The organism is Amycolatopsis xylanica (genome assembly GCF_900107045.1).
GTDB classification, from domain to species: domain Bacteria; phylum Actinomycetota; class Actinomycetes; order Mycobacteriales; family Pseudonocardiaceae; genus Amycolatopsis; species Amycolatopsis xylanica.
The window spans coordinates 452,646-476,818 of sequence record NZ_FNON01000002.1 but is presented as its reverse complement, the minus strand read 5'-3'; the positions used below and the strand labels follow the sequence as shown (position 1 = coordinate 476,818).

Sequence of the window (24,173 nt, the reverse complement as noted above, 5' to 3'; positions counted from 1 at the left end):
TGGCCTTCGTCGTACTACCGTCGAGATCATGGCTCTGCACGAGGGAAAGCAGCCCGCTCCGCACGGCGGGATGAATCCGCTGTACGTCGACAACCCGGCGCTGGCCGCCGGCGTCACGCTGCCGCACACCCGGCTCGGCGACGATCCGCTGCCCGCCGACACGGCACTGCGGCTGGTGCGCGACGAGCTGATGCTCGACGGCAACGCCCGGCTCAACCTCGCCACCTTCGTCACCACGTGGATGGAGCCGGAGGCCGATCGGCTGATGGCCGAATGCGTCGACAAGAACATGATCGACAAGGACGAGTACCCGCAGACGGCCGAGCTGGAGCGCCGCTGCGTGACCATCCTCGCCGACCTGTGGAACGCGCCGGATCCGACCGCGGTGATGGGCTGCTCGACCACGGGGTCGTCCGAGGCCTGCATGCTCGCGGGCATGGCGTTCAAGCGCCGCTGGTCCAAGCTCGGGCGGACGGGGCGGCCGAACCTGGTGATGGGCGCCAACGTCCAGGTGTGCTGGGAGAAGTTCTGCGAGTACTGGGAGGTCGAGCCGCGGCTCGTGCCGATGGACGGCGACCGCTTCCACCTCACGGCCGACGAGGCGGTCGCGCGCTGCGACGAGAACACGATCGGCGTCGTCGCCATCCTCGGCTCGACCTTCGACGGCAGCTACGAGCCCGTCGCCGAGATCACGGCCGCGCTGGACGCGCTGCAGGAGCGGACCGGGCTGGACATCCCCGTGCACGTCGACGGCGCTTCCGGGGCGATGATCGCGCCGTTCCTCGATCCGGACCTGGTGTGGGACTTCCGGCTGCCGAGGGTGGCGTCGATCAACACCTCGGGACACAAGTACGGCCTGGTCTACCCGGGTGTCGGCTGGGCGATCTGGCGCGACAAGGCGGCGCTGCCGGAGGAGCTGGTGTTCAACGTCAACTACCTCGGTGGCGACATGCCGACATTCGCGCTGAACTTCTCGCGCCCCGGCGCCGAGGTGGCCGCGCAGTACTACACCTTCGTCCGGCTCGGGCGCGACGGTTTCCGCGCCGTGCAACAGGCTTCGCGTGACGTCGCGACGTACCTGGCGACCGGGATCGAGGCGCTGGGACCGTTCACATTGCTCACGCGGGGCGACCAGCTGCCGGTGTTCGCCTTCACGGTCAAGCCGGATGCCGGCTACACGGTGTTCGACGTGTCGCGGCGGCTGCGCGAGCGTGGGTGGCTGGTGCCCGCGTACACGTTCCCGGAGAACCGGACGGACCTCGCGGTGCTGCGGATCGTGGTGCGCAACGGCTTCACCCGCGACCTCGCCGACCTGCTGCTCGCCGATCTCGGCCGGGCGGTGTCGGAGGGCATTGTGACGGCACCCGCGAGCGGTACCGCCTTCCACCATTGATGGGTTAGGCCCGCCCGTCTCCCACCGCCACTCTCAACCGAGGCGCTTCGCGCCGCTGTATCTTCCAAGCATGGGAGTAGCCCGCGATGAGCGCCGCGCGTTGTGTGACCTGTTCGAAGAGCTGGGCCCGGACGCGCCGACGTTGTGCGAAGGCTGGACGACCCGCGACCTCGCGGCCCACCTGGTGGTCCGCGAGCACCGCGTCGACGCCGCACCCGGCATCATCCTGCCCGCGCTCGCCAAGCACACCGAGCGCGTCCAGAACGACTACGCCCAGCGGCCATGGGCCGAGCTGGTCTCGACCGTCCGCTCCGGCCCGCCCTGGTACTGGCCGACCTCGTTCGGCGCGCTCGACGAGCTGACGAACACCGCGGAGTTCCTCGTCCACCACGAAGACGTTCGCCGCGCCCAGCCCGACTGGGCCCCGCGCCCCGCCGACACCTCGCGCGACAAAGCCGCCTGGGCCTCGGTGAAGCAGTCGGCGAAGATGTTCTACCGCCGCAGCGGCGTCGGCGTGACTTTGCGAACCCCGGGCGGCCAGTCGGTGATCGCGCACGGCAACGGCGAGGCGGTGTCCGTACTGGGCGAGCCGATGGACCTGCTGCTGTACTCGTTCGGCCGCTCCGCGGTCCGGCTTTCCTTCGAGGGCACGGAATCCGCGATCGCGACCCTGCAGGACGCCTCGCGCGGCCTCTGACCCGGGCTCCTTCGTTGTGAACGCCCCGTTCACAACCTTGAGCGTTGCGAACGCCACTTTCACAACGTTCACGCCGCGAGGCGGCCCCGCGATGTCGCTTTCGCCCGACTTTTGGGGCGGCGTGGTTGGAACGAGCGTGGCTTATGTGCCGCTCAGCGTTATGAACGTGGCTTTTGTGCGTTCAGATGACCCGAGCCTCGGCCTAGGTCCCTTTTGCTTGGCTGAGCACTGAAACAAGGGTGGCCCTTGTGTGGCTAGAGGTGACAAGGGCCGCCCTTGTCACCTCGCGCAGCCCCGCCGTCCGGGGCAGCCCGCGAAACCGGCCGAAAATTCGGGCCACCCTAAGTAACACACCCCCCACCCGCCCTGGGGGCTCCGCCCTGCAACAGTCTACCGACCGTCACCGACAGAACCCCCAGATCCGGCGAGTTATCCACAGGGTCACCCGATTGTGGATAACACCTGTGGAAGGTTCAACTACTTAGCGCAATCCCAAGGCGCGCAACGCAAACCCGACCTCGATCGAGGTCTGCTTGATCGTCTCGGCGATCACCAGCGAGCCGTGGCCGGCGTCGTAGCGGTAGAACTCGAAAGTCGCGTCGCGGGCCGCGAGACGGCTCAAGTAGTTCTCGATCTGGCGGATCGGGCAGCGCGGGTCGTTGTCGCCCGCGAGCACGAGTACCGGCGCGGTCACCGCGTCGACGTAAGTGATCGGCGAGCATTCCTTGTACACCGCGGGCACGGTCTCCGGCGAGCCGCCGAACAGCGCGCGGTCGAACGAGCGCAGCTGCTCCATTTCGTCCTCGTACGCGGCGACGTAGTCCGCCACCGGAACGCCCGCGATCCCCGCCGCCCACCGCTCCGGCTGGGTGCCCAAGGCGAGCAACGACAAATAGCCGCCCCAGGAAGCTCCGTTCACGACGCACTGCGAAGCCGACGCGAGTCCACTTTGGACAGCCCAGTCGTGCACGGCGGCTACGTCTTCGAGTTCGGTCAGGCCGGGGCGGCCTTCGATGGCGTCACGCCACGCCGAGCCGTACCCGGTCGAGCCGCGGTAGTTGACCTCCACGACCGCGAAGCCGGCGTCGAGCCACAGCGCGCGGTAAGCCGAGAAGCGGTCTTCGTCGGCCGCGTGCGGACCGCCGTGCAGTGAGAAGACCGTCGGCAGCGGGCCTTCCGGCGCGTCGGCCGGGCGTGAGACGAGCGCGTGGATCTGCCCGCCGACGCCGTCCACGAACGCGTCCGTCATCGGCGAAGAGCCCGGCGCCTGGTCGCCCGGCGGCTCCAGCAGCACGGTGTCGGTGCCGTCGTCGGCGCGCACGCGGATCGCGGGCGGATGGGCCGCGTTCGACCAGCCGTATTCGACGGTGCCGTCCGGGCGCACGCCCGCGCCGCCGATCCGGCCGGGCGGAGTGTCCAAAGAGGACAGTGTGCCGGACGCGAGATCGTACCGGTGCAGCGAGCTGCGGCCCTGGTGGAAATGCGCGACCAGCAGCGCGTCGGCCCGCGGGTACCAGCCCGCGGCGACCTCGCCGGGCAGGTCGAGCGAGATCTCGGTCTCGGTGTCCGCTTCGACGTCCCAGATCAGCAGCTCCTCGCGCCCCCGCCGCTCGTGCAGCACGAGCAGCCTGGCGTCCCCGCGCAACGGCGAGAACTCCAGCGCGGAAAGTCCCTTGCCCTCGCCGTCGCACTTGTCCGCGACGACGGCGAAATCGCCGGTCTTCAGCACCCGCAGCGCCGGGTGCCGCGAGTCGCCGTGCTCGGAATGCGAGATCACCAGCAGCCGCTCGTCGCGCGACATCGCCGCGATCCCCGCGTCGTCCTCATTCGAATAGAACAGCTTGGTCTCGCCGTTCGCGTGCGTGAACAGCTTGCTGCCATCGTCGGTCGAGACACCGACCGCGATCACCGAGTCGCCGATCTCCAGCCCGGCCGGATAGCCGTCGTGCACGTCGGGGATCGCGGGCGTGGCCTCGGCGCCGCCCGCGAACGGCTCACGGACCCAGGAGCCGAACTCGTCGCCGTCGGTGTCGTTGAACCACCAGATCCACTGCCCGTCCGGCGACGGCACGGCGTGCATGGTGCCGTTCGGCCGGTCGGTGACGCGGCGGTGCTCTCCGGTCGCGCGGTCCCAGGCGTAGACCTCCCAGACGCCACTGGCGTTGGAGACGTAGATGTTCGCGTCCGGTGCGTCGATCGCCCAGTCCGGGACCGAGATCCGCGACGCGTGGAACCGCGCGCGCCAGCGGCTTTCGGCCGCTGCGTCGTCGAAGAGGCGGTCCGGGACGGCCGCGGCCGGAAACTGGGGTGCCGATTGCGTGCTCACCCCTCGATCCTGCCACCTCTGAGCCGTACTGTGTGCGGGGTGCTGGAGGGTTACGCGCCGGGCTACGCGCAGGACGCGATTTCGATGATGGCCGCGCGCCGCGCCGGTGACCGCGCCGCCTTCGTCATGCCCCACCTCGGCCCCGCCGTCACGCTGCTCGACGTCGGCTGCGGTCCGGGCAGCATCACCACCGGCCTGCTGCCTGCCGGCCGGGTCATCGCGGTCGACACCGAGCCGTCGCAGCTCGTGTACGCCCGCCGCAAGCATCCAAGATCCAAAGTAGAGTTCCTCGCCGCGTCGGCGTACGCGCTGCCACTGGCGGATTCCAGCGTCGATGTCGTCTTCGCGCATGCGCTGTTCGAGCATCTCTCGGATCCGGCGAGCGCGCTGGCCGAGTTCAGGCGGGTGCTGCGCACCGGCGGCACGCTCGCACTGTCCACTTCGGACTGGAGCAGGGCCAAACTTCGCCCGAAGACAGCGAATGTGGACGCCGCGTTACGCGGGCACTACCTGTTGCGCCGCCGCGCGGGCGGCGACCCGTTCGCGGGAAAGCATCTCCCGGGGCGAGTGCAGCAGGCCGGTTTCACCGACGTGCGCACGCACACCCGTTATCGCGTCGACCAGTCCTACAAGGACCTGGCCAACTACGTCGAGCAGCGCCTGATCGCCGCGTTGGAGCAGGACACCCCCGACCGCGACCAGCTCGCCAGCGCCGCGCGCTCGGCGTGGACGTGGTCGCGCGGCCCGTCCGGCGACTTCACCCAGTGCTGGGTGGAAGTGCTCGCCACAAAATGACCGCGGATATGAAAAGCGGGCGACCAGTGAACTGATCGCCCGCTTCGCGTCGGGGTGGCGGGATTCGAACCCACGACCTCCTCGACCCGAACGAGGCACGCTACCAAGCTGCGCCACACCCCGGCTTACTGATTTGGAGCGGCAGGCCGCTCCTCGGGTCGTTGAGAAGTCTAGCGGACGGCTTTTCGGAGCTGACGTGGGGTGGTCTGGGGAGCTTTGTCCCTGGCCACCAGGGTCAGCAGGGTCGCTTCCGGCGGGCAAGCGAACCGCACCGGCGCGAACGGCGAGGTGCCCAGCCCGGCCGAGACGTGCAGCCACATGTGAGCACCCCAGCGGGACGCGCCGCGCGCACGGGTGCGGTCGAGGTCGCAGTTGGTCACCAGCGCCCCATATCCGGGGACCCGCAGCTGGCCACCGTGCGTGTGCCCGGCCATGACCAGGTCGTAGCCGTCGGCGGCGAAGGTGTCGAGCACGCGCGGCTCGGGCGAGTGCGTGACGCCGAGGCGCAGCGTCGCCGTGCGGTCGGCTGGCCCGGAGATGTCGGTGTAGCGGTCGCGGCGCAGGTGCGGGTCGTCGACGCCCGCGCAGAAGATGTCCTGGCCTGCCACCTCGACCGTGCGCCGGACGTGGGTGAGGTCCACCCAGCCGTGCTCGATGAACGCGGCGCGCAGGTCGCGCCAGGGCAGGTGCTCGCCGTGAATGCGCTTCTTGCTGCCCTTGGGCATCAGGTAGCGCGCGGGGTTCTTCGGCTTGGGCGCGTAGTAGTCGTTGCTGCCGAAGACGAACACGCCCGGCCGGTCCAGCAGCGGGCCGAGCGCGCGCAGCACGGACGGCACGGCCTGGTGATGCGAGAGGTTGTCGCCGGTGTTGACGACGAAATCGGGGTCCAGCTCGTCGAGCGCGGCCACCCACCGCTGCTTCGACACGTGCCCGGGCAGCATGTGGAGATCGGACACGTGCAGCACCTTGATCGGCCGGGAGCCCGGGTTCAGCACGGGCAGCTCGGCGGTGCGCAAGGTCCAGTGCCTGCGCTCGATCCCGGCGGCGTAACCGAGCGTGGCCGCGCCTAAGGCGACCGTTCCCACTGCTAGGCGTTTTACCGTAGATCCTTTGTCACTCTGCGTGCTCACGGGATACAGGATACGTGCTCGCTTCTGGAAAGTCCGAAAGCCTCTTTTGGAAGGTGTGATCTTCCAAAAGAGGCTTTCGGGGTTTCGTCGGTTCAGCGGGTGTACTGCGGGTCCTCCGCGGGCAGCGGCTCGATGGGCTGGCCCTCCAGGATCTTCGTCATGGCCTGGAACCAGGTCCGCGCCGGGACCTTGCCGCCGTACATGTTGCCGCTGAGTGTCTTGGTCGCGGTCGCGCCACCGGGTCCGCCGTCGGTGATACCGCCGTTGGGGAAGTCGGGGCGGAAAATCATCGCCGCACCGGCCAGTTGCGGGGTCGCCGCGACGAAGGTCGCCGAGCCGTTGTTCTGGGTGGTGCCGGTCTTGCCGATCATCGGCCGGTTCCAGCCGAACTGGCCCGCCGCGCCCGCCGAGGTGCCGCCGCCCTGGTCGTCCTTGCTCATGCCGACCGCGAGTGTGTTCGCGAGACCTTCGGGGATCACCTGCTCGCAGGCGGCCTCCTTGATCTCCTTCGGCTGGCCGGAGCGGTCGGTGACCGACTTGATCGGGGTCGGCGGGCACCACTTGCCACCGCTCATGATCGTCGCCGCCACGTTGGCGAGTTCGAGGCCGCTGACCGGGCTCACACCGAGGGTGAACGCGCCCGCGCCAGGGTAACCCGCCTTCGGGCCGTAGAACTGGCTCTGGGGCTGGTTCTTGTTCGGGTCGTCGGACTTCGGGTCGACCGGGCCGCCATTGGCGTTGCTGGCCATGGTCTCACGCAGGCCGAGCTTGCTGGCCATCTCCAGCACCGGAGCCATGCCGACCTTTTCTTCAAGGATTACGAAACCGGTGTTGGGCGAAGTGGCGAGTGCCTGCTGCAACGACATCTGCTGCGCGTAGCCCTCACCGGCGTTCTTCAAGCAGTACCACCGGGTTTTGCCCTTGAAGAACGGGCAGGCCGGGTTGTCCGAACCGACGAACACATTGGACACATGGAAACTCGGTGTTTCGATCGTGCTGTAGATACCGGTGACGTGCTTGTCGAGCGCGGCGGCCGAGGTGAAGATCTTGTAGCTCGACCCGGCGCCTGAAACGTTCCACACGCCCGAAGGCAGTGTGTACGTCGTCTGGCCCTTGTCTTTTTCGTTGCCGTAGTCCCGGTTCGCGGCCAGCGCTACTACTTCATGCCGGTCCGTTCCCGGTTTCACCAGTGAAAGCGTGTTCGCGATGTTCGGCTGGTTCTTGGCGACCTGGCCTTCCGCAGCCTCTTTCGCCGCGTCGGTGGCGCGCGGGTCCAAAGTGGTCTTGATGGTGTAGCCGCCGGTCTTGATGTCGTCTTCGGTCATCCCGGCCTTGAGCAAGTACTCATAGGCGTACTGGCAGAAGAAGCCTTCCTTCGGCCCGGCGCCGACGCAGTTCGAGGCCGGCTTCTGGGGCTGGCCTTCGACCACGCCGAGTCCCTCGGCCTTGAACTTCTCCGCGTCCGCCTTGGCCAGCTTCTGGTTCTCCACCATGCGGTCCAGCACCAGGTTCCGGCGCTGCAGCGCCTTGTCCGGGTGGTTCCACGGGTCGAAGATGGCCGGGTTGTTGACCAGCCCGGCGAGCAGCGCGGCCTGCGGGACGGTGAGTGCTTCCGGCGTGGTGTCGAAGTACGCGTGCGCGGCCGCGCCGATGCCGTAGATCTGGCGGGAGAACTCGACGATGTTGAGGTAGCCCGCGAGGATCTGCGGCTTGGTCATCTTCGTCTCGAGCTGGATCGCGATCCGCGCTTCCTTGAGCTTGCGCGCGATCGACGCCTCCTGCGCCTTCTGCTGGCCGATCTTGTTGCCGCGGTAGACGATGTTGATCAGGTAGTTCTTGACGTACTGCTGGGTCAGCGTCGAGGCGCCCTGCTGGTCGCCGCCCGCGGTGTTGCTGACCGCGGCGCGCAGCGTGCCCGTCCAGTCGACGCCGTGGTGGTCGTAGAACCGCTTGTCCTCGGTCGAGACCAGCGCCCACTGCATCGCCGGGTTGATCTGGTTCTCGGTCACCGGCAGCCGGTACTGGTCGTACAGCGTCGCGATCGCCTTGCCGTCGGCGTCTGTGACAGTGGTCACAAGGGGTGGGGGTATGTCGGCGAGGTCGGACGAGGTCCGGTCGACCGTCTCACTCGCCTGGTTCGACATGACCCCCGCGGCGCCCACGACCGGGAACAACACACCGGCGACGAGGACACCCGCCAGTATGCAAAGACCGAGCAGTTTCAGCAGACCGTCCGTTTTCCGCACGTGATCAGGGTACGCGGAGGCGGTTAGGCCACGGTGACCTCGTGCCACCACCAGGTCCATTCCAGTGACAAAAGCGACCCCGTGTGGTCACCAGTGGTAACGAAAGGCATTCTAGGGCTGGCGGATGGAACCGAGGGACCTTACAGTCCGTCAACGTCTCACGAAGAGAAGCCAGCGACCGGGTGATCAACCTGGTACTGGCACTCCGGCACCGGGGAGGTGCTGGTTTCACCGACGTGAGCAGAGTAGACGCGCTCGCGGGGGCTTGAGCGGCATTTGCCCCTGTTGGTGTGTCGACACCAGGTAGGGAGCTGGGGGTATGGAAACCAACCAGTCGAGCTGGCGAATCGACGCCTCGTGCCGGGACGCTGACCCGGACGGGCTGTTCGTTCGCGGTGCGGAGCAGAACCGGGCGAAAAGCGTGTGCATGGGCTGCCCGGTCCGCACGGAATGTCTCGCTGAAGCACTCGACAATCGAATCAGTTTCGGGGTCTGGGGCGGCATGACCGAACGCGAGCGGCGCGCGCTGCTGCGTCGCCGTCCCGACGTCATCAACTGGCGTGACCTGCTCGAATCGGCCAAGAGAGAAGCGGATGAGCGTGAGGGTCGCGTCGTCCGCGTTTCGTAATTACTAATAATAAAGACGAGGGGGGAGCGTGAGCGGGATTCCCGCTTACGCTCCTGACAGCCGGTCTCCGATGTCACGGAGCCCGGCTATGTCGTGAACGTCGCTGGGGAGCGCGGGTACGCGGACCAGCGGCACTTCCGGGTGCGCGCGGGTGAACCTCGCGAGCAGCCGGGACTCCCGCTCGGCCAGTGCCACCCGGTCGGCGTGCAGCCGCAGCACGGCCACGGCCAGCGGGGCGTTCGTGCCGCCCTTTTCCAGCGAGTCGGCCGCGGCGGTCGCCTCGCCGGACGAGAGCGGCGCCAGCACCGGGTGCGTCCGGTTCGCGACGAGCCCGGCCAGTGGCATGGCCTCGTCCGAAAGCCGTTCGACGAAGTAGCTCGCCTCGCGCAGCGCGTCCGGCTCCGGGGCGGCGACCACGATGAACGACGTGCCCTCGGACCGCAGCAGCTCCGCGGTCTTGCGCGCCCGCTCGCGGAAACCGCCGAACATGCTGTCGAATGCCTGCATGAACGCCGACGCGTCGGCCAGCAGCTGGCCGCCGATGATCGTCGAAACGGCCTTGGCGAACATGGTGAATCCGGCGGTGACCACCTTGCGCAGACCCCAGCCGCTGGCCTTCGCCGGGCCGGTGAGCAGCCGGATCATCCGGCCGTCGAGCGCGCTCGAAAGCCGGGTCGGCGCGTCGAGGAAGTCCAGCGCGGACCGGCTCGGCGGGGTGTCGACGATGATCAGGTCCCACTCGTCGGTCGCTGCGAGCTGGCCGAGCTTTTCCATCGCCATGTACTCCTGTGTGCCGGAGAACGACGTGGAAATCGTTTGGTAGAACGGATTCTGCAGCAGCTGCTCGGCGCGTTCCGGGCCGGCGTGCTTGCGGACCATGTCGTCGAACGTGCGACGCATGTCCAGCATCATCGCCCACAGCTCGCCCTTGGGCTCGAACCCGTCGACGCTCACCTGCTTCGGGTGGTTGCCGAGTTCCTTGAGCCCCAGCGCCTGCGCGAGCCTGCGTGCCGGGTCGATGGTGAGCACCACCGTCTGCCGTCCGCGCTCGGCCGCGCGCAACGCCAGCGCGGCCGCGGTCGTCGTCTTGCCGACGCCGCCGGAGCCGCAGCACACAATGACGCGGCTCTTCGGGTCGTCGATCAGTGCGTCGATGTCCAGTTCCATCAGCGCACCCCCTGCTCGGTCAATGCTTCGGCGAGTTCGTACAGCGCGGCGACATCGATGCCATCGGTCAGCTCGGGCAGCTCGAGCGTCGGCAGATCCGCTTCGGCGAGCTGTTCGCGCGCGCGTTGTTCGGCGGCGACGCGGATCGCGTGTTCGACGGTCTCCTCGACGAGCGCGTCGAGCGTCTCGTCCGGCAGCTTCAGTCCGGTCGCGGCGAGCCCGGCGCGGACCCGCGAGGCGTCGACGCGGCCGTCGGCGGCGGCGGTGATCGATCGCGCGGGCAGGCGCGGCGGCCGGACCCGGTTGACCAGCGCCGCACCGGGGCGCAGGTCGGCTCCGTCGAGCTCGGCGACGGCTTCGACGGTCTCGCGGACCGGCATCTCTTCCAGCAGCGTGACCAGATGCACGGCGGTCTCGCCGGAGTGCAGCAGCCGGACGACGCCGTCGGCCTGGCCGCGGATCGGGCCGGTCTTGGCGAGATCGGTGAGCGCCTTCGTCACGTCGAGGAACTTGACCACCCGGCCGGTCGGCGGCGAGTCGACGACGACGGCGTCATAGGTGTGCCTGCCGTCGGACTCGGTGCGGCCGACGCATTCCTTGATCTTCCCGGTGAGCAGGACATCGCGCAGGCCCGGCGCGAGCGTGGTCGCGAACTCGATCGCGCCCATCCGCCGCAGTGTCCGGCCCGCGAACCCCAGGTTGTAGAACATCTCGAAGTACTCGAGCAGCGCCGCTTCGACGTCGATGTGCAGCGCACGCAGCTCGCCGCCGCCCGGCGTCGACGCGATGCGCTGCTCCGCGTACGGCAGCGGCTCGGTGTCGAAGAGCTGCGCGATGCCCTGACGGCCTTCGACCTCGATCAGCAGCACCCGGCGCCCGCTGTGCGCCAGCGCCAGCCCGAGCGCGGCGGCCAAAGTGGTCTTGCCGGTCCCGCCCTTGCCGCTGACGAAATGCAGCCGGGTTCTGGCGAGTTCGTCGGTCCAGCCGGCCAGGGGAGTCGTCACCTCGTCAGCGTAGGTCACCGATCAGCTCGCGAGCATCATGACGCTGACCGCAGCGGCGGCCACCGCGACGATGACCCAGGTCAGCACCCCTGGCAGCACGGTGAGCATCAGCACAGCCGTGAGGATCAGCACGGTCACGCCGATCGCCCCGCCGATCGCGACCTGCCCCGAGCTGCCGGTCCGGTCCCTGACCTTGGCCATCACGATGAGCACGAGGGGCACCCCGACGACACCCCACCCGACCGCGGCCACGACCCGCCAAGCTTCCACGCCCCCACGCTATCGGCCCACCCCAGCGCCCCGCCCGAGGAAAAAAATCCCAATGTGGCATTGGTCAGGTTTCAGGCCGCCAATGTGGCTTTCGTCAGCTCGAAGCTGACGAAAGCCACATTGGGATTTTTTCAGCTGCCCAGTGGGCCTGCGGGGTGGCAGGGGACGGGGCGGGGGTGGGCGGGGTCGAGTGCGTTGAGGACGTGGCCAGCCGCGTTGCGGTCGGCTGCGAGGCCGGCGTGCTCGGCGAAGTCGAGGGGGCAGGTGTCCTGGAGGACGATGTTGCGGACGTTGGGGCCGGTGCCCTTGCCGCTCGTGTACGGGATGACCAGCTCGTCGTAGCGGGTGACGATGTTCGTGTAGGCCACGCCCGGCTGGAACTGGCCGTTGCCGCTCTTCATCTTGGTCAGGAAGTCCGAGCCCTGGAGGAACTCCACGCAGGATCCGCAGAGCGGGTTGAGCAAGGGATCGACCAGCACCTGGCCCCACTTGTAGAGGTGCGAAAGGCCGTAGAGCGTGGTGCCGTCCCACAGTGGTGTCAGCCCGACGTACTTGTCCACTTTGGACGCTCCGCCGAGGAACTTGACGTAGTAGCTGGGCATCACGGTGCCTTCGGAGTGACCGAGGATGCTCACCTTGGCCGCGCCGGTCGCGTCGAGGACCTTGTCGACGAAGCGGGAGAACTCGGCCGCGCTGTCTTCCATGCGGACCAGGCCGCCGGGTTGGTAGACGGGCAGCGGCTCACCGGGAACGCCGTAGGTGAGGGAGAAGACGCAGTAGCCGTTGTTCTTCAGCAGCGGGCTGTAGGTCTGCCAGTTGACGGTCTGGTTGGCGCCGAGGCCGTGCACCAGCACGACCGGGCTCGGGTGCGCCGCGCTGGGGCGGCAGGACCAGTCATTCGCGCCGGGCGGCGGGCCGCCGGGGTTGGCGAGCTGCGCGGGCAGGGCCGCCAGCAGGTTCCATGGCACGGGAAGGGACGCGGCTCGCGCGGCCGGGGTGGAGACCAAGGCCAGCAGGGTGGCCAGGATGACGGCTGATAGGGACTTCACTGTCCGCATGCGCACTCCTACCTACTTGTGAGTAGGTAGGAGTGAAGCACATCACGTTTGAAAGTGCCAGACCACTACTGACGTGGGGCGACGGGTCCCATCGGCACGCAGGGAACGGGCGCGGCGTGCGGCGGGTCGAGTGCGTTGAGGACGTGGCCGAGCGCGTTCGGGTCGACCGGCATGCCGACGTGGTTCACGTGGTCCTCGACGCAGGTGTCCTGCAGGACGATGTTCGTGCCCTCACCCAGTCCGCTGGTGTACGGCACGATGTTCTGGTCGTACATGGTGACGATGTTCGTGTAGGTGACGTCCGGCAGGAAGATCCCGCCGTCTTGCATGCGCGCCAGCAGGTCCGAGCCGGTGAGCACTTCGGGGCAGGCCGCGCAGTTGGTGATCAGGTTGGTCAGCCAACCGAGTCCGAGCGTGCGCAGCAACGCGTACGTGTCCGCCGCGCCCGCGACGTTCGTGCCGTTCCACAATGGAGCGAGACTGATGTAGCGGTTGATTTTCCCGCCGCCGCCCAGGAATTTCGCGTAGTAGGTCGGCAGCAGTGTCCCCTGCGAATAGCCGACGATGTCTACTTTGGACTTCCCGGTGGTGGTGAGCACGCGGTCGATGAACGTCTTCAGCTCGGCCGCGCTGTCCTCGATCGGGGTCAGCCCGCCGACCACGTCGCCGACGACGGGCGCGCCGGGCAGCACGCCGTAGGTGAGCGAGTACGCGCAATAGCCCCGCGAGATCAGCATCGGCCCGAGCATCCGCCAGGTGTAGTCCTTGTTGTCGCCCGTGCCGTGTACCAGCACGACCGGCTCGGGATGCGCTTCGCTCGGACGGCACGACCAGTCGTTGAGCCCGTAGAGGGCGCCTGCGGGTGCCACGGTCGCCAACCCGGCGACCAGCATCAGGACGACAAGTAGTGCGGAGCGGCGCATGGATCTCCCGTGGTCGAAGGACGTCACTCACGAGAGTGGTCCAGATCGACTGTGCCGCCTAGGCCACATCAGGGTGGACCGTGGGTGATATTCGGTCACCCAGAGTGAATTCCGGAACGTCTGTCCGTAGCCCGCCGCGACTTGGCTACGCTCGCGCGTATGAGCGCCACCAAATGGGAGTACGCCACCGTCCCCCTGCTGATCCACGCGACCAAGCAGATTCTCGACCAGTGGGGCGAGGACGGCTGGGAACTCGTCACCGTGCTCCCCAACCCGACCGGTGAGCAGCACGTCGCTTACCTCAAACGAGCCAAGTAACCCGGGAGTCATCGCATGACCTGGAGCGCCCGTCTCGCCGAACTCGGCATCAAGCTGCCCGCCGTGGCCGCGCCGCTGGCCGCCTACGTGCCCGCCGTGAAATCCGGCTCGTACGTGTACACCTCAGGCCAGCTGCCGTTCGTCGACGGCAAGCTGCCCGCGACCGGCAAGGTCGGCGCCGAGGTCAGCCCGGAAGAGGCCAAGGACTACGCGCGCCTGTCGATCCTGAACGCGCTCGCCGCCGTCGACTCGGTCGTCGGCATCGACAACGTCGCGCGCGTGGTCAAGGTCGTCGGGTTCGTCGCCTCCGCCGAGGGCTTCACCGGCCAGCCCGCCGTGATCAACGGGGCGTCCGAGACCCTCGGTGAGATCTTCGGCGACGCGGGCATCCACGCGCGGTCCGCGGTGGGTGTGGCCGAGCTGCCGATCGGCGCGCCAGTGGAAGTCGAGCTCATCGTCGAGGTGAACTGATGGATCCGGACATCGAGCAGTCCTGTCACGAACTGCTGGTACGGCTGGCCGGGCGGCTGCCGGACCAGACGCTCTGGCGCTTCCGCGACTGGCTCGGCGAAGGTGCGATGAGCACACTCGCCAGGACCCTCCCAAGATCTTTGCTTAAGCACAGGATCGACCTGAACCAAACGGAGTACCGGCTGTTAGTCGCCGGTCTCATCCCGCACGGCGCCGACTGGCACCAGGTCAGTTCGACGCTCGGGGTAGACGAGGTCTCCGATACCCGGTACACATTCTCGCTGAGTGCACCCGAATGGGTTAACTCGGTCGATATGGTGTCCGTGGTGCTTCACGCGACGTTGCGTGGACGGCCGGATGTCGGGGAAGTTCGGCAGAGCTGGCGGCACGGTGGTGCCGACGGTATGGGAGGGGCCAAGCGGGTACTGGTGGTCACGGCGCTCAGCGGGCTGCCGAGGCTGACCGGCGAGCTGCAGCGTGTCCTCCGTGTGCTGGGTGACGAAGAGCCCAGCGTCGAGGTCCTGCTCCCGAACATCGAATTACCCGAATACCACCAGTCGGCACTGGCGAGCTCGGAGTTGGTGTGCGTCGGCGCCGTGGACACCGGAAACCGGCTGGTCGCCGCTTAGCGCTCGCGCCTCCAGCGAGCTGGGAGGAGCAGAGCATGGTGGAGGTCAACGAGAACTCCTCGATGGAAGGGTTCTCGGTGCCACTGCGGCTGCACAACCTGTTGCTGGCCCTCGCGGGCCGGATCGACGACACCGCGCTGACCGAAGCGCGTGAGCTGATCGCGCACGCTCACCTCGACGAGGCCGTCGAGCTGGTCACCGGCACGCTCATCGCGGGCCGGATCCCGGTCAACTCCGGTGAGCAGCGCGAACTGGCCCTCGTCCTCGAGATGAGCAGGTCGGACGCCACACTCGTCGACGGCCTGGTCGTCGACGAGTCGGACCGGGACGAGTCGCACCGCTTCACCGGCGACAACGGGCCCGAGTTCGGCGTCGCCGAGGCTTTGGAACGCAGCCTGCAGGTGCTGCCCGATGTGCGCGCGGTGCACGCCGTCTGGCGCACCACGCCTGCCGGCAGCGTGCCCGGCCCGATGCCGCAGCGCATCGTGCTGGTCGAGATCGGACCGGAGGGCAACCCGCCCGCGGTCGCGTTCCGGGTCGACACCGCGTTGCGCCGGGCGGGTATCCGCTCGGTCGTCGAGGTCAGCCCGCCCGGCGCGAAGATGCCCGGCTACCAGAACGCCGCGTGGACCGCGTCGACCCCGGTGTGGGTCACCGGCAGCCCGACGCGTCAGGACTTCCAGCCGTTCGAGTCCAAGCCCTCCCCGGTGGTCAAGCAGAACGACCCGCCGAGCAGGCACGGCCTTCGCGCGGCACCGCCCGTCCAGGTGGCACCGGCGGCACCGGCCGCGCCGGTGACACCGGTGGTGCCGGTCGTCCAGCCGGTGGAGCAGGTACGCGAGACCAGGGCGGAGCGCACTGCCGACCTGACCCCGGAAGAGGTCGCGCAGCTGCGGCGCGCGCTGGCCGAAGATCCGGAGAAGGGCCGCGAGATCGTCTCCGGCAAGCCGAGCCTGCACGAGGTCGTCGAACTGCCCGCGCTGGACTTGGACGACCCGAGCCTGAGCGAGCGCGACCGCGCGCTGCTGCGTGAGCTGCACGCCGAACTCGCCGAGCGCGAGCGCGCCGAGGCGGCGAACATCCGGATGAACGGCGCTTCCCGCTCGGGCGATCAGGGTTGGTCGCCGGCTTAGGTATGTTGCGGTGGTGGAACTGCCGCTGAGCTTCAACATCCCGGTGCGCCCCGATCTTTCGGGGCCACCGGCGACGCCCAAGGACGCCGCGACGGTCATGTTGCTGCGTGACGTCGACGGCGGCGTCGAGGTCTTCCTGCAGCACCGGGTCAAGGGGATGCCGTTCGCGGGTGGCATGACGGTCTTCCCCGGTGGCGGCGTCGACAAGCGTGACGCCGACGCTTCCGTCGCCTGGGCCGGTCCGGCGCCCGCGAAGTGGGCCGAATGGTTCGGCTGTGACGAGTCTCTCGCGCGTGCGCTGGTGTGCGCCGCGGTTCGGGAAACCTTTGAGGAGTCCGGGGTTCTGCTCGCGGGCACCGAGTCGTCCGTGCTCGAGGACACCGCTCAGTACGCGGACGTGCGGCAGGCGCTGGTCAGCCGTGAGCTGTCGCTGGCGGCCTTCTTGGCCGACGCCGGGCTGACCTTGCGCGCGGACCTGTTGCGCCCGTGGGCGAACTGGGTTACGCCCGCCGCGGAACCGCGCCGCTACGACACCCGCTTCTTCGCCGCCGTGCTGCCCGAAGGCCAGCACGCGGACGGGCTGACCTCCGAAGCGGACAGTTCCGGCTGGCAGCGGCCTGCCGAAGCGCTGGCCGACGCCGAGCAGGGCCTGCGCATGCTGATGCCGCCGACCTGGATCACGCTCAACGAGCTGGGCGAGTTCAAGAACGCGGCCGAGGCGCTCGCGTCGCCGCGCGAGATCAGCAAGGTCATGCCCAGCCTGGTCCGTGAGGGCGACAAGGTCCGCGTGATTTTGGAGGGACTGTGAGCTCCCCGACCGCACCGACCCACCCGGCCTACGGAGTGCTCCGCCCGGTCTCGCCGACCGCCTCGGTGCTGCTCGAGAACAACCCGTCCGCGATGACGCTCGATGGCACCAACACCTGGGTGCTGCGGGCGCCGGGCGCGGTCAAGAAGGTGATCGTCGATCCTGGCTACGAGGACGTCGAGCATCTGACCGAGCTGACCAAGCTCGGCGCGATCGAGTTGATCCTGCTCACCCATCACCACCCCGACCACGTCGAAGGCGCGCCCTGGCTCGCCGACCGCGTCGGCGCTCCGGTGCGGGCGTTCTCCGCGGAGCTGTGCCGCGACGGCGAGCCGCTCGTGGACGGCGAGATCGTGCGGGCGGCGGGCCTGGAGATCGAGGTCGTGCACACGCCGGGGCACACGGAGGACTCCGTCTCGCTGCGGATCGGCGACGAGATGCTGACCGGGGACACCATCCTCGGCCGTGGCACCACGGTGCTCTCGGACCTCGGCGACTACCTCCGCACCCTCCGGAAACTGCTCGACGTGCTGCCGGAAGGCGTGCTCGGACTGCCTGGTCACGGCGCTGAGCTGCCGGATCTGCGCGCCACGGTCGCGGAATACCTGGCGCATCGGGAACAGCGGCTCGACCAAGTGCGTTCCGCACTGCGTGAGCTCGGTGACGACGCCACCGCGCGACAGGTCGTCGAGGTCGTCTACGCCGACGTCGACCAGTCGCTGTGGGTGCCGGCCGAGTGGAGTGTGCAGGCGCAGCTGGACTACTTACGAGCGGAGGCGGGCGCGTGAGCGACCTGAAGATCGAGTTCTACTGGCGGCCGGGGTGCGGTTTCTGTTCCGCGCTGCGCCGTCCGCTGATGGCGAGCGGCCTGCCCGTGCAGGAGATCAACATCTGGGAGGACCCGAACGCCGCGGCCCGCGTGCGTGAGATCGCCGACGGCAACGAGACCGTGCCGACCGTGGTCGTCGGGACCTGGTCCGCCGTCAACCCGAGCTTCGGCGAGATCGAGGCGGCCGTCCGCAAGCAGGCGCCCGAGCTTCTCGGCTCGTAGTGGAGTCGTGAGTGTTCCGGCCGGTTAGAACCGGTCAGAACACTCACGACCCACGCTCGTAAGGCCTAGCGGGAGACGATCGGCATCAGGAGATATTTCAGCGCGACCTCCCCTGGGGTGACTTCGCGGAGCACCGTCGCGCGTTTGCCCGGCTGGAACTCGAGCCGGATGTCGCGGTCGGCGAACGGCTGCAACGCGTCGAGCAGGTACTTGGCCTGAAACGACGGCGACGTCCGGCCACCCGAGACGTCCGCCTTCACGAACTCCTCGGCCTCGCCGGTCTGATCATGGGTGCTGGCCAGCCTGACCTGGTTGTCGCCGACCTCCAGCGTCAACGCGCGCAAGCCGTCGGCGAAGAAGCCGACCCGGCGGACGGCCGCGGCCAGCGCGCCCGCGTTCAGCTCCAGGACCGTGTCCACCTGACCGGTCGGAATGGCTTCGGCCGACAGGAAACCGCCGTCGAGCACGGCGGTGCTCGCGACGTTGCCCGACCAGCTCAGTGCGAAGCGGTTCCGGTCCGCGTGCAGCCCGACCGGGCCGCTCGCCTGCTTGCCGAGCTCGCTCAGCAGGGTCGCCGGAACCAGCGCGTCCAGCGGTCCGGAACCGGACAGGACGGGCAGCGACGCGACGGCCATGCGGTAGCGATCCGAGGCCACCAGCTCGAGCCGTCCGCCATCCAGCCGCAGGCGAACTCCGGTGAACACGGGCAGCGTCTCGTCGCGGGAGGCCGTGCCCGCGACCGAGCGCAGCGCATGAGCCAGCAGCGAGCCGTCGGCCTCCGCCACCTTCTCCGGCGGGGTGACGGCGCCGGGATGAAGATCGCGGTCCAGCAAGGGCAAGGCGAACCGTGCGCCCGGGACGCGCACGGCCAGCCGTGAGCCCTCGACGACCAGGCGAACCTGAGGCGCATCGAGCATGCGCACCGTCTCCGCCAGCGCCGCGGCGGGTACGAGCGCCGCGCCGTCGGTGTGCGTTGTCGCGGCGCAGTGCAGCCGGACCGCGCGCTCGTGGTCGTTGCCCGAGAGCGTCAGCCCGGCCGCACCGGCTTCCAGCAGTACTCCGGAGAGCACCGCGTTCCCGTACTTCACCGGCAGCAGCCGGGCCGCCGCCGTGCAGGCTTCGGAAAGCGTCCGGCAGGTCGCTGTGAGATCCATACCACCAAGTTAGGCGGCAGCACCGACAAGTTCGGTCTCCGAGGCCGTGACCTGGGGCCCGAACGGCCGGACCGTGCCGCGCAACTTCCACAGCGCGCCCGCGACGAGCAGGCCCGCGACACCGGCAGCGAGGAACGCCGAGCCCGGCCCGTGGTGCTCGACCAGGTAGCCGCTGATCGACTGGCCGAACGCCAGGCCCAGCGTCACCGCGGTCAGCACCCAGCCGAACGCCTCGGCCGCGGTGCCCTTCGGCGCCACGACCTCGATCATCGTCGAGTGCGTCGCGGACTGCGGGGTGATCAGCGCGCCCGCGAACAGCATGCCGATCGCCAGCGTCCAGAGGTTCGACGGCAGCGCGAGCAGCGCCACCAGCACGGCGAACACGCCGAGCAGCACCGGCAGCCGCTGGCCGATCGGGGTCGGGAACGGCCGCATGCTGTACGCGACACCGAACGCGACCGAGCTGATCGACCAGGCCGAAAGCAGCAGGCCACCCATGGCGGGGAAGCCGGCGAGCGTCGCCGACGCCGGGACCGCGACCTCGACGAAGCCGATCACGATGCCGAAGCCCAGCACCGCCAGCGCGAGCGTGCGCATACCGGGGCTGGCGAGCGCGCCGAGCATGCTGCGGTGCGTCTTCTCGGCCGCCTTCCAGCTACGTACCTTGGGGCTCAGCGCGAACAGGATCGTGCCGAGCACCTGGACGCCGGAACCGATGATCATGCCGGTGCCCGCCCACGGCGCCGCCACCAGCAGACCGGCGAAACCCGGTCCGAGCACGAAGAAGACCTCCATGCTGATGGCCTCGTAGGAGAACGCCGCGTTGCGCGCGGGTCCCGGCGGCAGCAGCCGCGTCCACAGCGCTCGCGACGCGGAGCCGACGCTCGGCTCGGCCATGCCCGCGATCGCGGCGGGAATGAGGAGGAGCCAGGTCGGCATCCGTGCTTCGATGGCGAACACGAGCGCCGTGATGCCCACGGTGAACACGGCCACCGTGACGAGCAGCGGTTTCGTCGGGCCGAAGCGGTCGATCAGCCTGCCCTGCAGCACCGCGCCGAGCGCGACACCGATCAGCATGGCCGCCGAGATCAGCCCGGCGGTCGCGAACGAACCCGTCTCGCGCTGCACGTAGAGCAGCGCGGAGATGCCGACCATGGCGATCGGCAGGCGCGCCAGCAACGACGCGATGACAGGACCACGCGAGCCGGGGGCGGTCAGCGCGGTGCGGTAGTCGGCGAGGGTGGCACGGGATTCGGACGCGGAGTGGGACATGCGTACCAGTATGCCTCACTGTGGTACGCCGGTACCAGTTATTTGATGGTCAGGTGCGTCACCATGTCCGCGCAGCTCATGTGGGGTGCGCGAGAGCTTGGATAACAAGCCGGTAACCGGTGGAATGAAACCCCGGACCCGATCGTTGGAAGGTGTGTCGCAGGTCTCACAAGGGCAGTTCATCTCAGTTTCATAACGTCATGCTGATTCTGGGTGAACTTGCGCAACAAAAGGCACCCGAGGGCGTCCTTGAGAGTGAATGGCCTTGAATTCTTGGGTAGGGGCCATGCGATGGTTGTACGACAACACGCAAACTCCCTCCGGCACACGGGTCGGGGCCTTAGGTCCGGAGGGCGGGGAGCGCGGAGCGTCGGGGGATGGTCCGCGCACAGCGAAGGGCCGGTGCGCCACGTCGGGGGTGGCGCCCGGCCCTTCGTTATGTCTGGGCTAGCGGGCCCGGCGGGCGAGCCGCTCCGGGTCCAGGATCAGCACACTCTTGCCTTCGAGCCGCAGCCAGCCGCGGTGCGCGAAGTCGGCGAGCGCCTTGTTGACGGTCTCACGCGAGGCGCCGACGTACTGGGCGATCTCTTCCTGGGTCAGGTCGTGCGTGACCCGGAGCAGACCGGCTTCCTGGCTGCCGAAGCGCTGGGCCAGCGTGAGCAGCGCGCGGGCGACCCGGCCTGGCACGTCGGTGAAGATCAGCTCGGCGACCATGTTGTTCGTCCGGCGCAGCCTGCGAGCGACCACGCGCAGTAACTGCTCGGCGATCTCAGGGCGGGTGGAGATCCACTGCCGCAGCGCGGGACGGTCCATCGTCACCGCGCGCACCTCGGTCACCGTGGTGGCGCTCGAAGTGCGAGGTCCGGGGTCGAAAATGGACAGTTCGCCGAACATGTCCGAGGGCCCGAAGATCCCCAGCAGGTTCTCGCGGCCGTCCGGCGACTTGCGCCCGATCTTCACCTTGCCCGACTGGATGATGTACAGCCGGTCGCCGGGCTCGCCCTCATTGAAGATCACGTGTCCGCGCGGGAATTCGACATGCTCCAAGGTCTGAGCCAGCGCCTCCGCCGCTGCCGGCTCAACACCCTGGAAGATGCCCGCGCGGGCCAGGGTTTCGTCCACCTCGGTGCCTCCTCGTCGAGAAGCGACTTCGTTCCCGATCACCGGGAGCGTGTCGCCGATCACTTTTCTGCAGTCTAGGGCGTGCGCGCGAGACCGCCCGTCGGCGCGCCGGGGTTACCGGCGTCCGCCTAGATGATCTCGCCCGTCGGCAGAGCCTAGTCCCGCGCGCGACGGGTGCGCAGCTTGGCCGCCCGTCCGCCGAGCCTGCGCAGCCGGAACAGCTCCAGCGCGCGGCCGATTCCGTGCCCGTACAGCGCCTTGACCTCGTTGGGCTGGGCCTGCTCCAGGAACTCCTCGACTTCGTTTTCCTGCACCGCGACATGGCGCAGGCGGCTCTCCACGCGCTCCATGAACAGCGCGAAGAACATGATCACCAGCGGTACGAGTATTACGAACCAGACTGTCATCGACTCCAGATCCTCGCTCAAAGCGGCCTGATCTATGCGCCACCCGACGTCGTTGTGGCGTGTCGGCCGTCGACCGGTGTGATGCTCCCACCGGCTCGTCCGAAGGCGCCCGTAGGCTATCGGGGTGCCCCCAGCCGCGAATAACGCCCCCCGGAAGGCTCTTTCCGTAGACGGTGAATCTCGGCTGGCTTTGGTAAGACGCGCACGCCGTATCAAGCGTTGCCTCGACGACGCATATCCGGACGCGCATTGCGAGCTGGACTTCACGACCCCGCTCGAACTACTGGTAGCCGTTGTGCTGTCGGCGCAAACCACCGATGTGCGGGTCAACATGGTGACTCCCGCACTGTTCGCGCGCTATCGCACGGCCGCCGACTACGCGGGCGCCGACCGCGCCGAGCTCGAGGAGTACCTGCGCTCGACCGGTTTCTACCGCGCGAAGGCGAACTCGGTGATGGGGCTGGGCGCGGCGCTGGTGGAACGCTTCGACGGCGAGGTGCCCGGCAAGCTCGAAGACCTGGTCACGTTGCCCGGCGTCGGCCGGAAAACGGCCAATGTGGTGCTGGGTGACGCGTTCGGTGTGCCGGGGATCACCGTCGACACCCACTTCGGGCGGCTGGTCCGCCGCTGGGGCTGGACCGACCTGGAGGACCCGGTCAAGGTCGAGCACGCGGTCGGCGAGCTGATCCCCCGCAAGGAGTGGACGATGCTCTCGCACCGGACGATCTTCCACGGCCGCCGCGTCTGCCACGCGCGCAAGCCCGCCTGCGGCGCCTGCCCGCTCGCGAAGATGTGCCCGTCGTTCGGGACGGGGCCGACCGGCTTCGAAGAGGCGGCGAAGCTGGTCAAGGGCCCGGAACGCGATCATCTGCTGGCGATGGTGACGCAGTCTTGACCGCGGTCACCAAGTGGGCACTCGGCGTCGCCGTGCTGGCGGTGGCGCTGATCGTCGCACTGCTGCCGCGTGACACCGGTTCGTCCGCGAAGAACTCCGAAGACCTGACCGCGGCGCGCGCGAAGGCCGCGCTGGCCGCTTGCCCGCCCGCCGGCGGCGATGTCCCGCAACTGCGCGGGGTGAGCGTCGAATGCCTCGGTGACGGCGCGAAGGTCGACCTCGGCACCGCGTTCGGCGGCAAGCCGGCGCTGGTCAACCTCTGGGCGACCTGGTGCGAGCCCTGCAAGACCGAGCTGCCGGTGCTGGCCAAGTACGCCGCCGAGCCCGGCGCCGTGCGGGTGCTCGGGGTGCAGGTCGAGAGCAAGGCCGCCGACGGCTTGGAACTTTTCGCCACCTTGGGCGTCCACCTTCCGTCGGTGTTCGACGGCGGCTCCCAGGTGCGCAAGGCGTTGAAGACGCCGCCGTCGCTGCCCGCTTCGTACCTGGTCACCGCCGGTGGCGAGGTCCGGTTCATCGAGAACCCACGGGTCTTCGACAACACTGACCAGGTGCGCGCAGCCGTCGAAAAGGTGGAAGGGGCCCGATGACCGAGGTGGGACCGCTCGTCGACGCCGATTCGGTGCCGGAATGGCTACGGCCGCTGGTCAAGATCAGCGGTGAGCTCGACCAGAAGACGTTCACCCGGTTCACCGTGCCCACCGACGAGTACGCGCGTGCCGCGGCCGTGCTGATCCTGTTCGGCGAGGGCGCCAACGGTCCCGACGTGCTGCTGCTGCGCCGCGCGGACACCCTCGGCTCGCACGCCGGCCAGGTCGCGTTTCCCGGCGGAGGCGTGGACGAAGGTGACGACGGACCCGTCGGCACCGCGCTGCGCGAGGCCGAGGAGGAGACCGGCGTGCTGCCGTCCGGCGTGCGCCCGGTCGCCGTACTGCCCGAGCTCTTCGTGCCCGTCTCCGGGTTCGCCGTCACGCCCGTGCTCGCCTACTGGGAGACTCCGTCCCCGGTGCACGCCGTCGATCCGGCGGAGACCGCGGCCGTGGCCAGAATCCCGATCGCCGATCTCGTCGACCCGGCCAACCGGTATCAGGTGCGGCGGCCGGGTGGCGGCTGGAAGGGCCCGGCTTTCGACGTCGGCGGGCTGTTCGTGTGGGGCTTCACCGCGGGCCTGCTGTCGGTGCTGCTCTCGCTGGCCGGCTGGGAGCGGGACTGGGACCGCACCGACGTCCGCGACCTTGACGTAGCTTTGTTCAAACCGAAGACCTAGGAGTTACCCGCG

At 68.7% G+C, this 24,173-nt stretch carries 26 protein-coding genes and 1 tRNA gene; 14 read left to right on the top strand and 13 right to left on the bottom strand.

The window, feature by feature from the left end:
• Positions 1 to 28: 28 nt before the first annotated feature.
• Complete coding sequence (gad, locus tag BLV57_RS09900) at positions 29 to 1,393, top strand: glutamate decarboxylase (protein ID WP_091288340.1); 1,365 nt, start codon at positions 29 to 31, stop codon at positions 1,391 to 1,393.
• 70 nt (positions 1,394 to 1,463) lie between these two features.
• Positions 1,464 to 2,090 carry a TIGR03085 family metal-binding protein gene (locus BLV57_RS09895; RefSeq protein ID WP_091288339.1) on the top strand — a complete coding sequence of 209 codons (627 nt, stop codon included), beginning with the start codon at positions 1,464 to 1,466 and terminating at the stop codon, positions 2,088 to 2,090.
• A 481-nt stretch (positions 2,091 to 2,571) separates the two neighbouring features.
• Here BLV57_RS09895 and BLV57_RS09890 read toward each other — a convergent pair whose 3' ends face one another.
• A complete protein-coding gene (locus BLV57_RS09890) occupies positions 2,572 to 4,416 on the bottom strand; it encodes a prolyl oligopeptidase family serine peptidase (RefSeq protein WP_091288338.1) in 1,845 nt (614 codons plus the stop codon).
• Positions 4,417 to 4,455: 39 nt separating this feature from the next.
• Here BLV57_RS09890 and BLV57_RS09885 point away from each other — a divergent pair, with 39 nt between their 5' ends.
• The gene (locus BLV57_RS09885) at positions 4,456 to 5,211 is read left to right on the top strand and encodes a methyltransferase domain-containing protein (RefSeq protein ID WP_091288337.1); all 756 of its coding nucleotides are present in this window, start codon (positions 4,456 to 4,458) and stop codon (positions 5,209 to 5,211) included.
• Positions 5,212 to 5,260: 49 nt separating this feature from the next.
• On the opposite strand, the gene BLV57_RS09880 is transcribed toward BLV57_RS09885, so the two are convergent.
• The 3 genes from BLV57_RS09880 to BLV57_RS09870 all read right to left on the bottom strand — a co-directional run bounded on the left by BLV57_RS09880 (position 5,261) and on the right by BLV57_RS09870 (position 8,587).
• Positions 5,261 to 5,334, bottom strand: a tRNA-Pro gene (locus BLV57_RS09880).
• 47 nt (positions 5,335 to 5,381) lie between these two features.
• Positions 5,382 to 6,296 carry a metallophosphoesterase gene (locus BLV57_RS09875; RefSeq protein ID WP_091288336.1) on the bottom strand — a complete coding sequence of 305 codons (915 nt, stop codon included), beginning with the start codon at positions 6,294 to 6,296 and terminating at the stop codon, positions 5,382 to 5,384.
• A 137-nt stretch (positions 6,297 to 6,433) separates the two neighbouring features.
• Entirely contained in the window at positions 6,434 to 8,587 is a 2,154-nt protein-coding gene (locus BLV57_RS09870; protein ID WP_091288335.1) for a transglycosylase domain-containing protein, read from the bottom strand.
• A gap of 319 nt (positions 8,588 to 8,906) precedes the next feature.
• Between BLV57_RS09870 and BLV57_RS09865 the strand changes: the two genes are divergently transcribed.
• Entirely contained in the window at positions 8,907 to 9,215 is a 309-nt protein-coding gene (locus BLV57_RS09865; RefSeq protein ID WP_091288334.1) for a WhiB family transcriptional regulator, read from the top strand.
• 45 nt (positions 9,216 to 9,260) lie between these two features.
• Here BLV57_RS09865 and bagB read toward each other — a convergent pair whose 3' ends face one another.
• The 5 genes from bagB to BLV57_RS09840 form a co-directional block, all read right to left on the bottom strand.
• Positions 9,261 to 10,382: an ATPase BagB gene (gene bagB, locus BLV57_RS09860; RefSeq protein WP_176968558.1), complete on the bottom strand. Its 1,122-nt coding sequence runs from the start codon at positions 10,380 to 10,382 to the stop codon at positions 9,261 to 9,263.
• Complete coding sequence (bagA, locus tag BLV57_RS09855; protein ID WP_091289063.1) at positions 10,382 to 11,386, bottom strand: ATPase BagA; 1,005 nt, start codon at positions 11,384 to 11,386, stop codon at positions 10,382 to 10,384. The genes bagB and bagA overlap by 1 nt, the downstream gene beginning before the upstream one ends.
• Positions 11,387 to 11,407: 21 nt before the next feature.
• The gene (locus tag BLV57_RS09850) at positions 11,408 to 11,656 is read right to left on the bottom strand and encodes a hypothetical protein (RefSeq protein WP_091288332.1); all 249 of its coding nucleotides are present in this window, start codon (positions 11,654 to 11,656) and stop codon (positions 11,408 to 11,410) included.
• A 131-nt stretch (positions 11,657 to 11,787) separates the two neighbouring features.
• Positions 11,788 to 12,714, bottom strand: a complete 927-nt coding sequence (locus tag BLV57_RS09845; protein WP_091288331.1) for an esterase/lipase family protein — start codon at positions 12,712 to 12,714, stop codon at positions 11,788 to 11,790.
• 65 nt (positions 12,715 to 12,779) lie between these two features.
• Positions 12,780 to 13,637 (bottom strand): esterase/lipase family protein, encoded by an 858-nt coding sequence (locus tag BLV57_RS09840; protein WP_091288330.1) that lies wholly within the window; start codon positions 13,635 to 13,637, stop codon positions 12,780 to 12,782.
• Positions 13,638 to 13,796: 159 nt separating this feature from the next.
• On the opposite strand from BLV57_RS09840, the gene sp36 reads away from it, so the two are divergent.
• The 7 genes from sp36 to BLV57_RS09805 all read left to right on the top strand — a co-directional run bounded on the left by sp36 (position 13,797) and on the right by BLV57_RS09805 (position 18,047).
• Positions 13,797 to 13,955 (top strand): Sp36 family protein, encoded by a 159-nt coding sequence (gene sp36 / locus BLV57_RS09835; RefSeq protein WP_091288329.1) that lies wholly within the window; start codon positions 13,797 to 13,799, stop codon positions 13,953 to 13,955.
• Positions 13,956 to 13,970: 15 nt separating this feature from the next.
• Complete coding sequence (locus BLV57_RS09830; protein ID WP_091288328.1) at positions 13,971 to 14,426, top strand: RidA family protein; 456 nt, start codon at positions 13,971 to 13,973, stop codon at positions 14,424 to 14,426.
• Positions 14,426 to 15,055 carry a hypothetical protein gene (locus BLV57_RS09825; RefSeq protein WP_091288327.1) on the top strand — a complete coding sequence of 210 codons (630 nt, stop codon included), beginning with the start codon at positions 14,426 to 14,428 and terminating at the stop codon, positions 15,053 to 15,055. Before BLV57_RS09830 ends, BLV57_RS09825 begins: the two co-directional genes overlap by 1 nt.
• Before the next feature lie 35 nt (positions 15,056 to 15,090).
• Complete coding sequence (locus BLV57_RS09820) at positions 15,091 to 16,188, top strand: hypothetical protein (RefSeq protein WP_091288326.1); 1,098 nt, start codon at positions 15,091 to 15,093, stop codon at positions 16,186 to 16,188.
• Between the two features lie 97 nt (positions 16,189 to 16,285).
• Complete coding sequence (locus BLV57_RS09815) at positions 16,286 to 16,996, top strand: NUDIX hydrolase (protein WP_176968596.1); 711 nt, start codon at positions 16,286 to 16,288, stop codon at positions 16,994 to 16,996.
• The gene (locus BLV57_RS09810; RefSeq protein ID WP_245757243.1) at positions 16,993 to 17,784 is read left to right on the top strand and encodes an MBL fold metallo-hydrolase; all 792 of its coding nucleotides are present in this window, start codon (positions 16,993 to 16,995) and stop codon (positions 17,782 to 17,784) included. Before BLV57_RS09815 ends, BLV57_RS09810 begins: the two co-directional genes overlap by 4 nt.
• Positions 17,781 to 18,047 carry a glutaredoxin family protein gene (locus tag BLV57_RS09805; RefSeq protein WP_091288325.1) on the top strand — a complete coding sequence of 89 codons (267 nt, stop codon included), beginning with the start codon at positions 17,781 to 17,783 and terminating at the stop codon, positions 18,045 to 18,047. Before BLV57_RS09810 ends, BLV57_RS09805 begins: the two co-directional genes overlap by 4 nt.
• Before the next feature lie 65 nt (positions 18,048 to 18,112).
• Here BLV57_RS09805 and dnaN read toward each other — a convergent pair whose 3' ends face one another.
• The 4 genes from dnaN to BLV57_RS09785 form a co-directional block, all read right to left on the bottom strand.
• Positions 18,113 to 19,201, bottom strand: coding sequence for a DNA polymerase III subunit beta (gene dnaN, locus BLV57_RS09800; protein WP_091288324.1), 1,089 nt, complete (start codon positions 19,199 to 19,201; stop codon positions 18,113 to 18,115).
• 9 nt (positions 19,202 to 19,210) lie between these two features.
• Positions 19,211 to 20,473, bottom strand: coding sequence for an MFS transporter (locus BLV57_RS09795; protein ID WP_091288323.1), 1,263 nt, complete (start codon positions 20,471 to 20,473; stop codon positions 19,211 to 19,213).
• Between the two features lie 447 nt (positions 20,474 to 20,920).
• On the bottom strand, positions 20,921 to 21,595 hold the full coding sequence (locus BLV57_RS09790) for a Crp/Fnr family transcriptional regulator (protein ID WP_091288322.1): 675 nt from the start codon (positions 21,593 to 21,595) through the stop codon (positions 20,921 to 20,923).
• A 155-nt stretch (positions 21,596 to 21,750) separates the two neighbouring features.
• Entirely contained in the window at positions 21,751 to 22,002 is a 252-nt protein-coding gene (locus BLV57_RS09785; RefSeq protein WP_091288321.1) for a hypothetical protein, read from the bottom strand.
• Positions 22,003 to 22,126: 124 nt separating this feature from the next.
• Here BLV57_RS09785 and nth point away from each other — a divergent pair, with 124 nt between their 5' ends.
• The 3 genes from nth to BLV57_RS09770 are packed head-to-tail and all read left to right on the top strand — an operon-like array spanning position 22,127 to position 24,161.
• Entirely contained in the window at positions 22,127 to 22,897 is a 771-nt protein-coding gene (nth, locus tag BLV57_RS09780; protein WP_218134715.1) for an endonuclease III, read from the top strand.
• Positions 22,894 to 23,484: a TlpA family protein disulfide reductase gene (locus BLV57_RS09775; RefSeq protein WP_091288320.1), complete on the top strand. Its 591-nt coding sequence runs from the start codon at positions 22,894 to 22,896 to the stop codon at positions 23,482 to 23,484. Before nth ends, BLV57_RS09775 begins: the two co-directional genes overlap by 4 nt.
• On the top strand, positions 23,481 to 24,161 hold the full coding sequence (locus BLV57_RS09770) for an NUDIX hydrolase (protein ID WP_091288319.1): 681 nt from the start codon (positions 23,481 to 23,483) through the stop codon (positions 24,159 to 24,161). Before BLV57_RS09775 ends, BLV57_RS09770 begins: the two co-directional genes overlap by 4 nt.
• Positions 24,162 to 24,173 lie beyond the last annotated feature (12 nt).

What these genes read in the sequence shown, in the direction of transcription:
- gad (WP_091288340.1), top strand. Translation starts at nt 29, where the DNA reads ATGGCTCTGCACGAGGGAAAGCAGCCCGCTCCGCACGGCGGGATGAAT.
- BLV57_RS09895 (WP_091288339.1), top strand. Translation starts at nt 1,464, where the DNA reads ATGGGAGTAGCCCGCGATGAGCGCCGCGCGTTGTGTGACCTGTTCGAA.
- BLV57_RS09865 (WP_091288334.1), top strand. Translation starts at nt 8,907, where the DNA reads ATGGAAACCAACCAGTCGAGCTGGCGAATCGACGCCTCGTGCCGGGAC.
- bagB (WP_176968558.1), bottom strand. Translation starts at nt 10,382, where the DNA reads ATGGAACTGGACATCGACGCACTGATCGACGACCCGAAGAGCCGCGTC.
- BLV57_RS09845 (WP_091288331.1), bottom strand. Translation starts at nt 12,714, where the DNA reads ATGCGGACAGTGAAGTCCCTATCAGCCGTCATCCTGGCCACCCTGCTG.
- BLV57_RS09840 (WP_091288330.1), bottom strand. Translation starts at nt 13,637, where the DNA reads ATGCGCCGCTCCGCACTACTTGTCGTCCTGATGCTGGTCGCCGGGTTG.
- sp36 (WP_091288329.1), top strand. Translation starts at nt 13,797, where the DNA reads ATGAGCGCCACCAAATGGGAGTACGCCACCGTCCCCCTGCTGATCCAC.
- BLV57_RS09830 (WP_091288328.1), top strand. Translation starts at nt 13,971, where the DNA reads ATGACCTGGAGCGCCCGTCTCGCCGAACTCGGCATCAAGCTGCCCGCC.
- BLV57_RS09825 (WP_091288327.1), top strand. Translation starts at nt 14,426, where the DNA reads ATGGATCCGGACATCGAGCAGTCCTGTCACGAACTGCTGGTACGGCTG.
- BLV57_RS09820 (WP_091288326.1), top strand. Translation starts at nt 15,091, where the DNA reads ATGGTGGAGGTCAACGAGAACTCCTCGATGGAAGGGTTCTCGGTGCCA.
- BLV57_RS09815 (WP_176968596.1), top strand. Translation starts at nt 16,286, where the DNA reads ATGTTGCTGCGTGACGTCGACGGCGGCGTCGAGGTCTTCCTGCAGCAC.
- dnaN (WP_091288324.1), bottom strand. Translation starts at nt 19,201, where the DNA reads ATGGATCTCACAGCGACCTGCCGGACGCTTTCCGAAGCCTGCACGGCG.
- BLV57_RS09795 (WP_091288323.1), bottom strand. Translation starts at nt 20,473, where the DNA reads ATGTCCCACTCCGCGTCCGAATCCCGTGCCACCCTCGCCGACTACCGC.
- BLV57_RS09785 (WP_091288321.1), bottom strand. Translation starts at nt 22,002, where the DNA reads ATGACAGTCTGGTTCGTAATACTCGTACCGCTGGTGATCATGTTCTTC.
- BLV57_RS09770 (WP_091288319.1), top strand. Translation starts at nt 23,481, where the DNA reads ATGACCGAGGTGGGACCGCTCGTCGACGCCGATTCGGTGCCGGAATGG.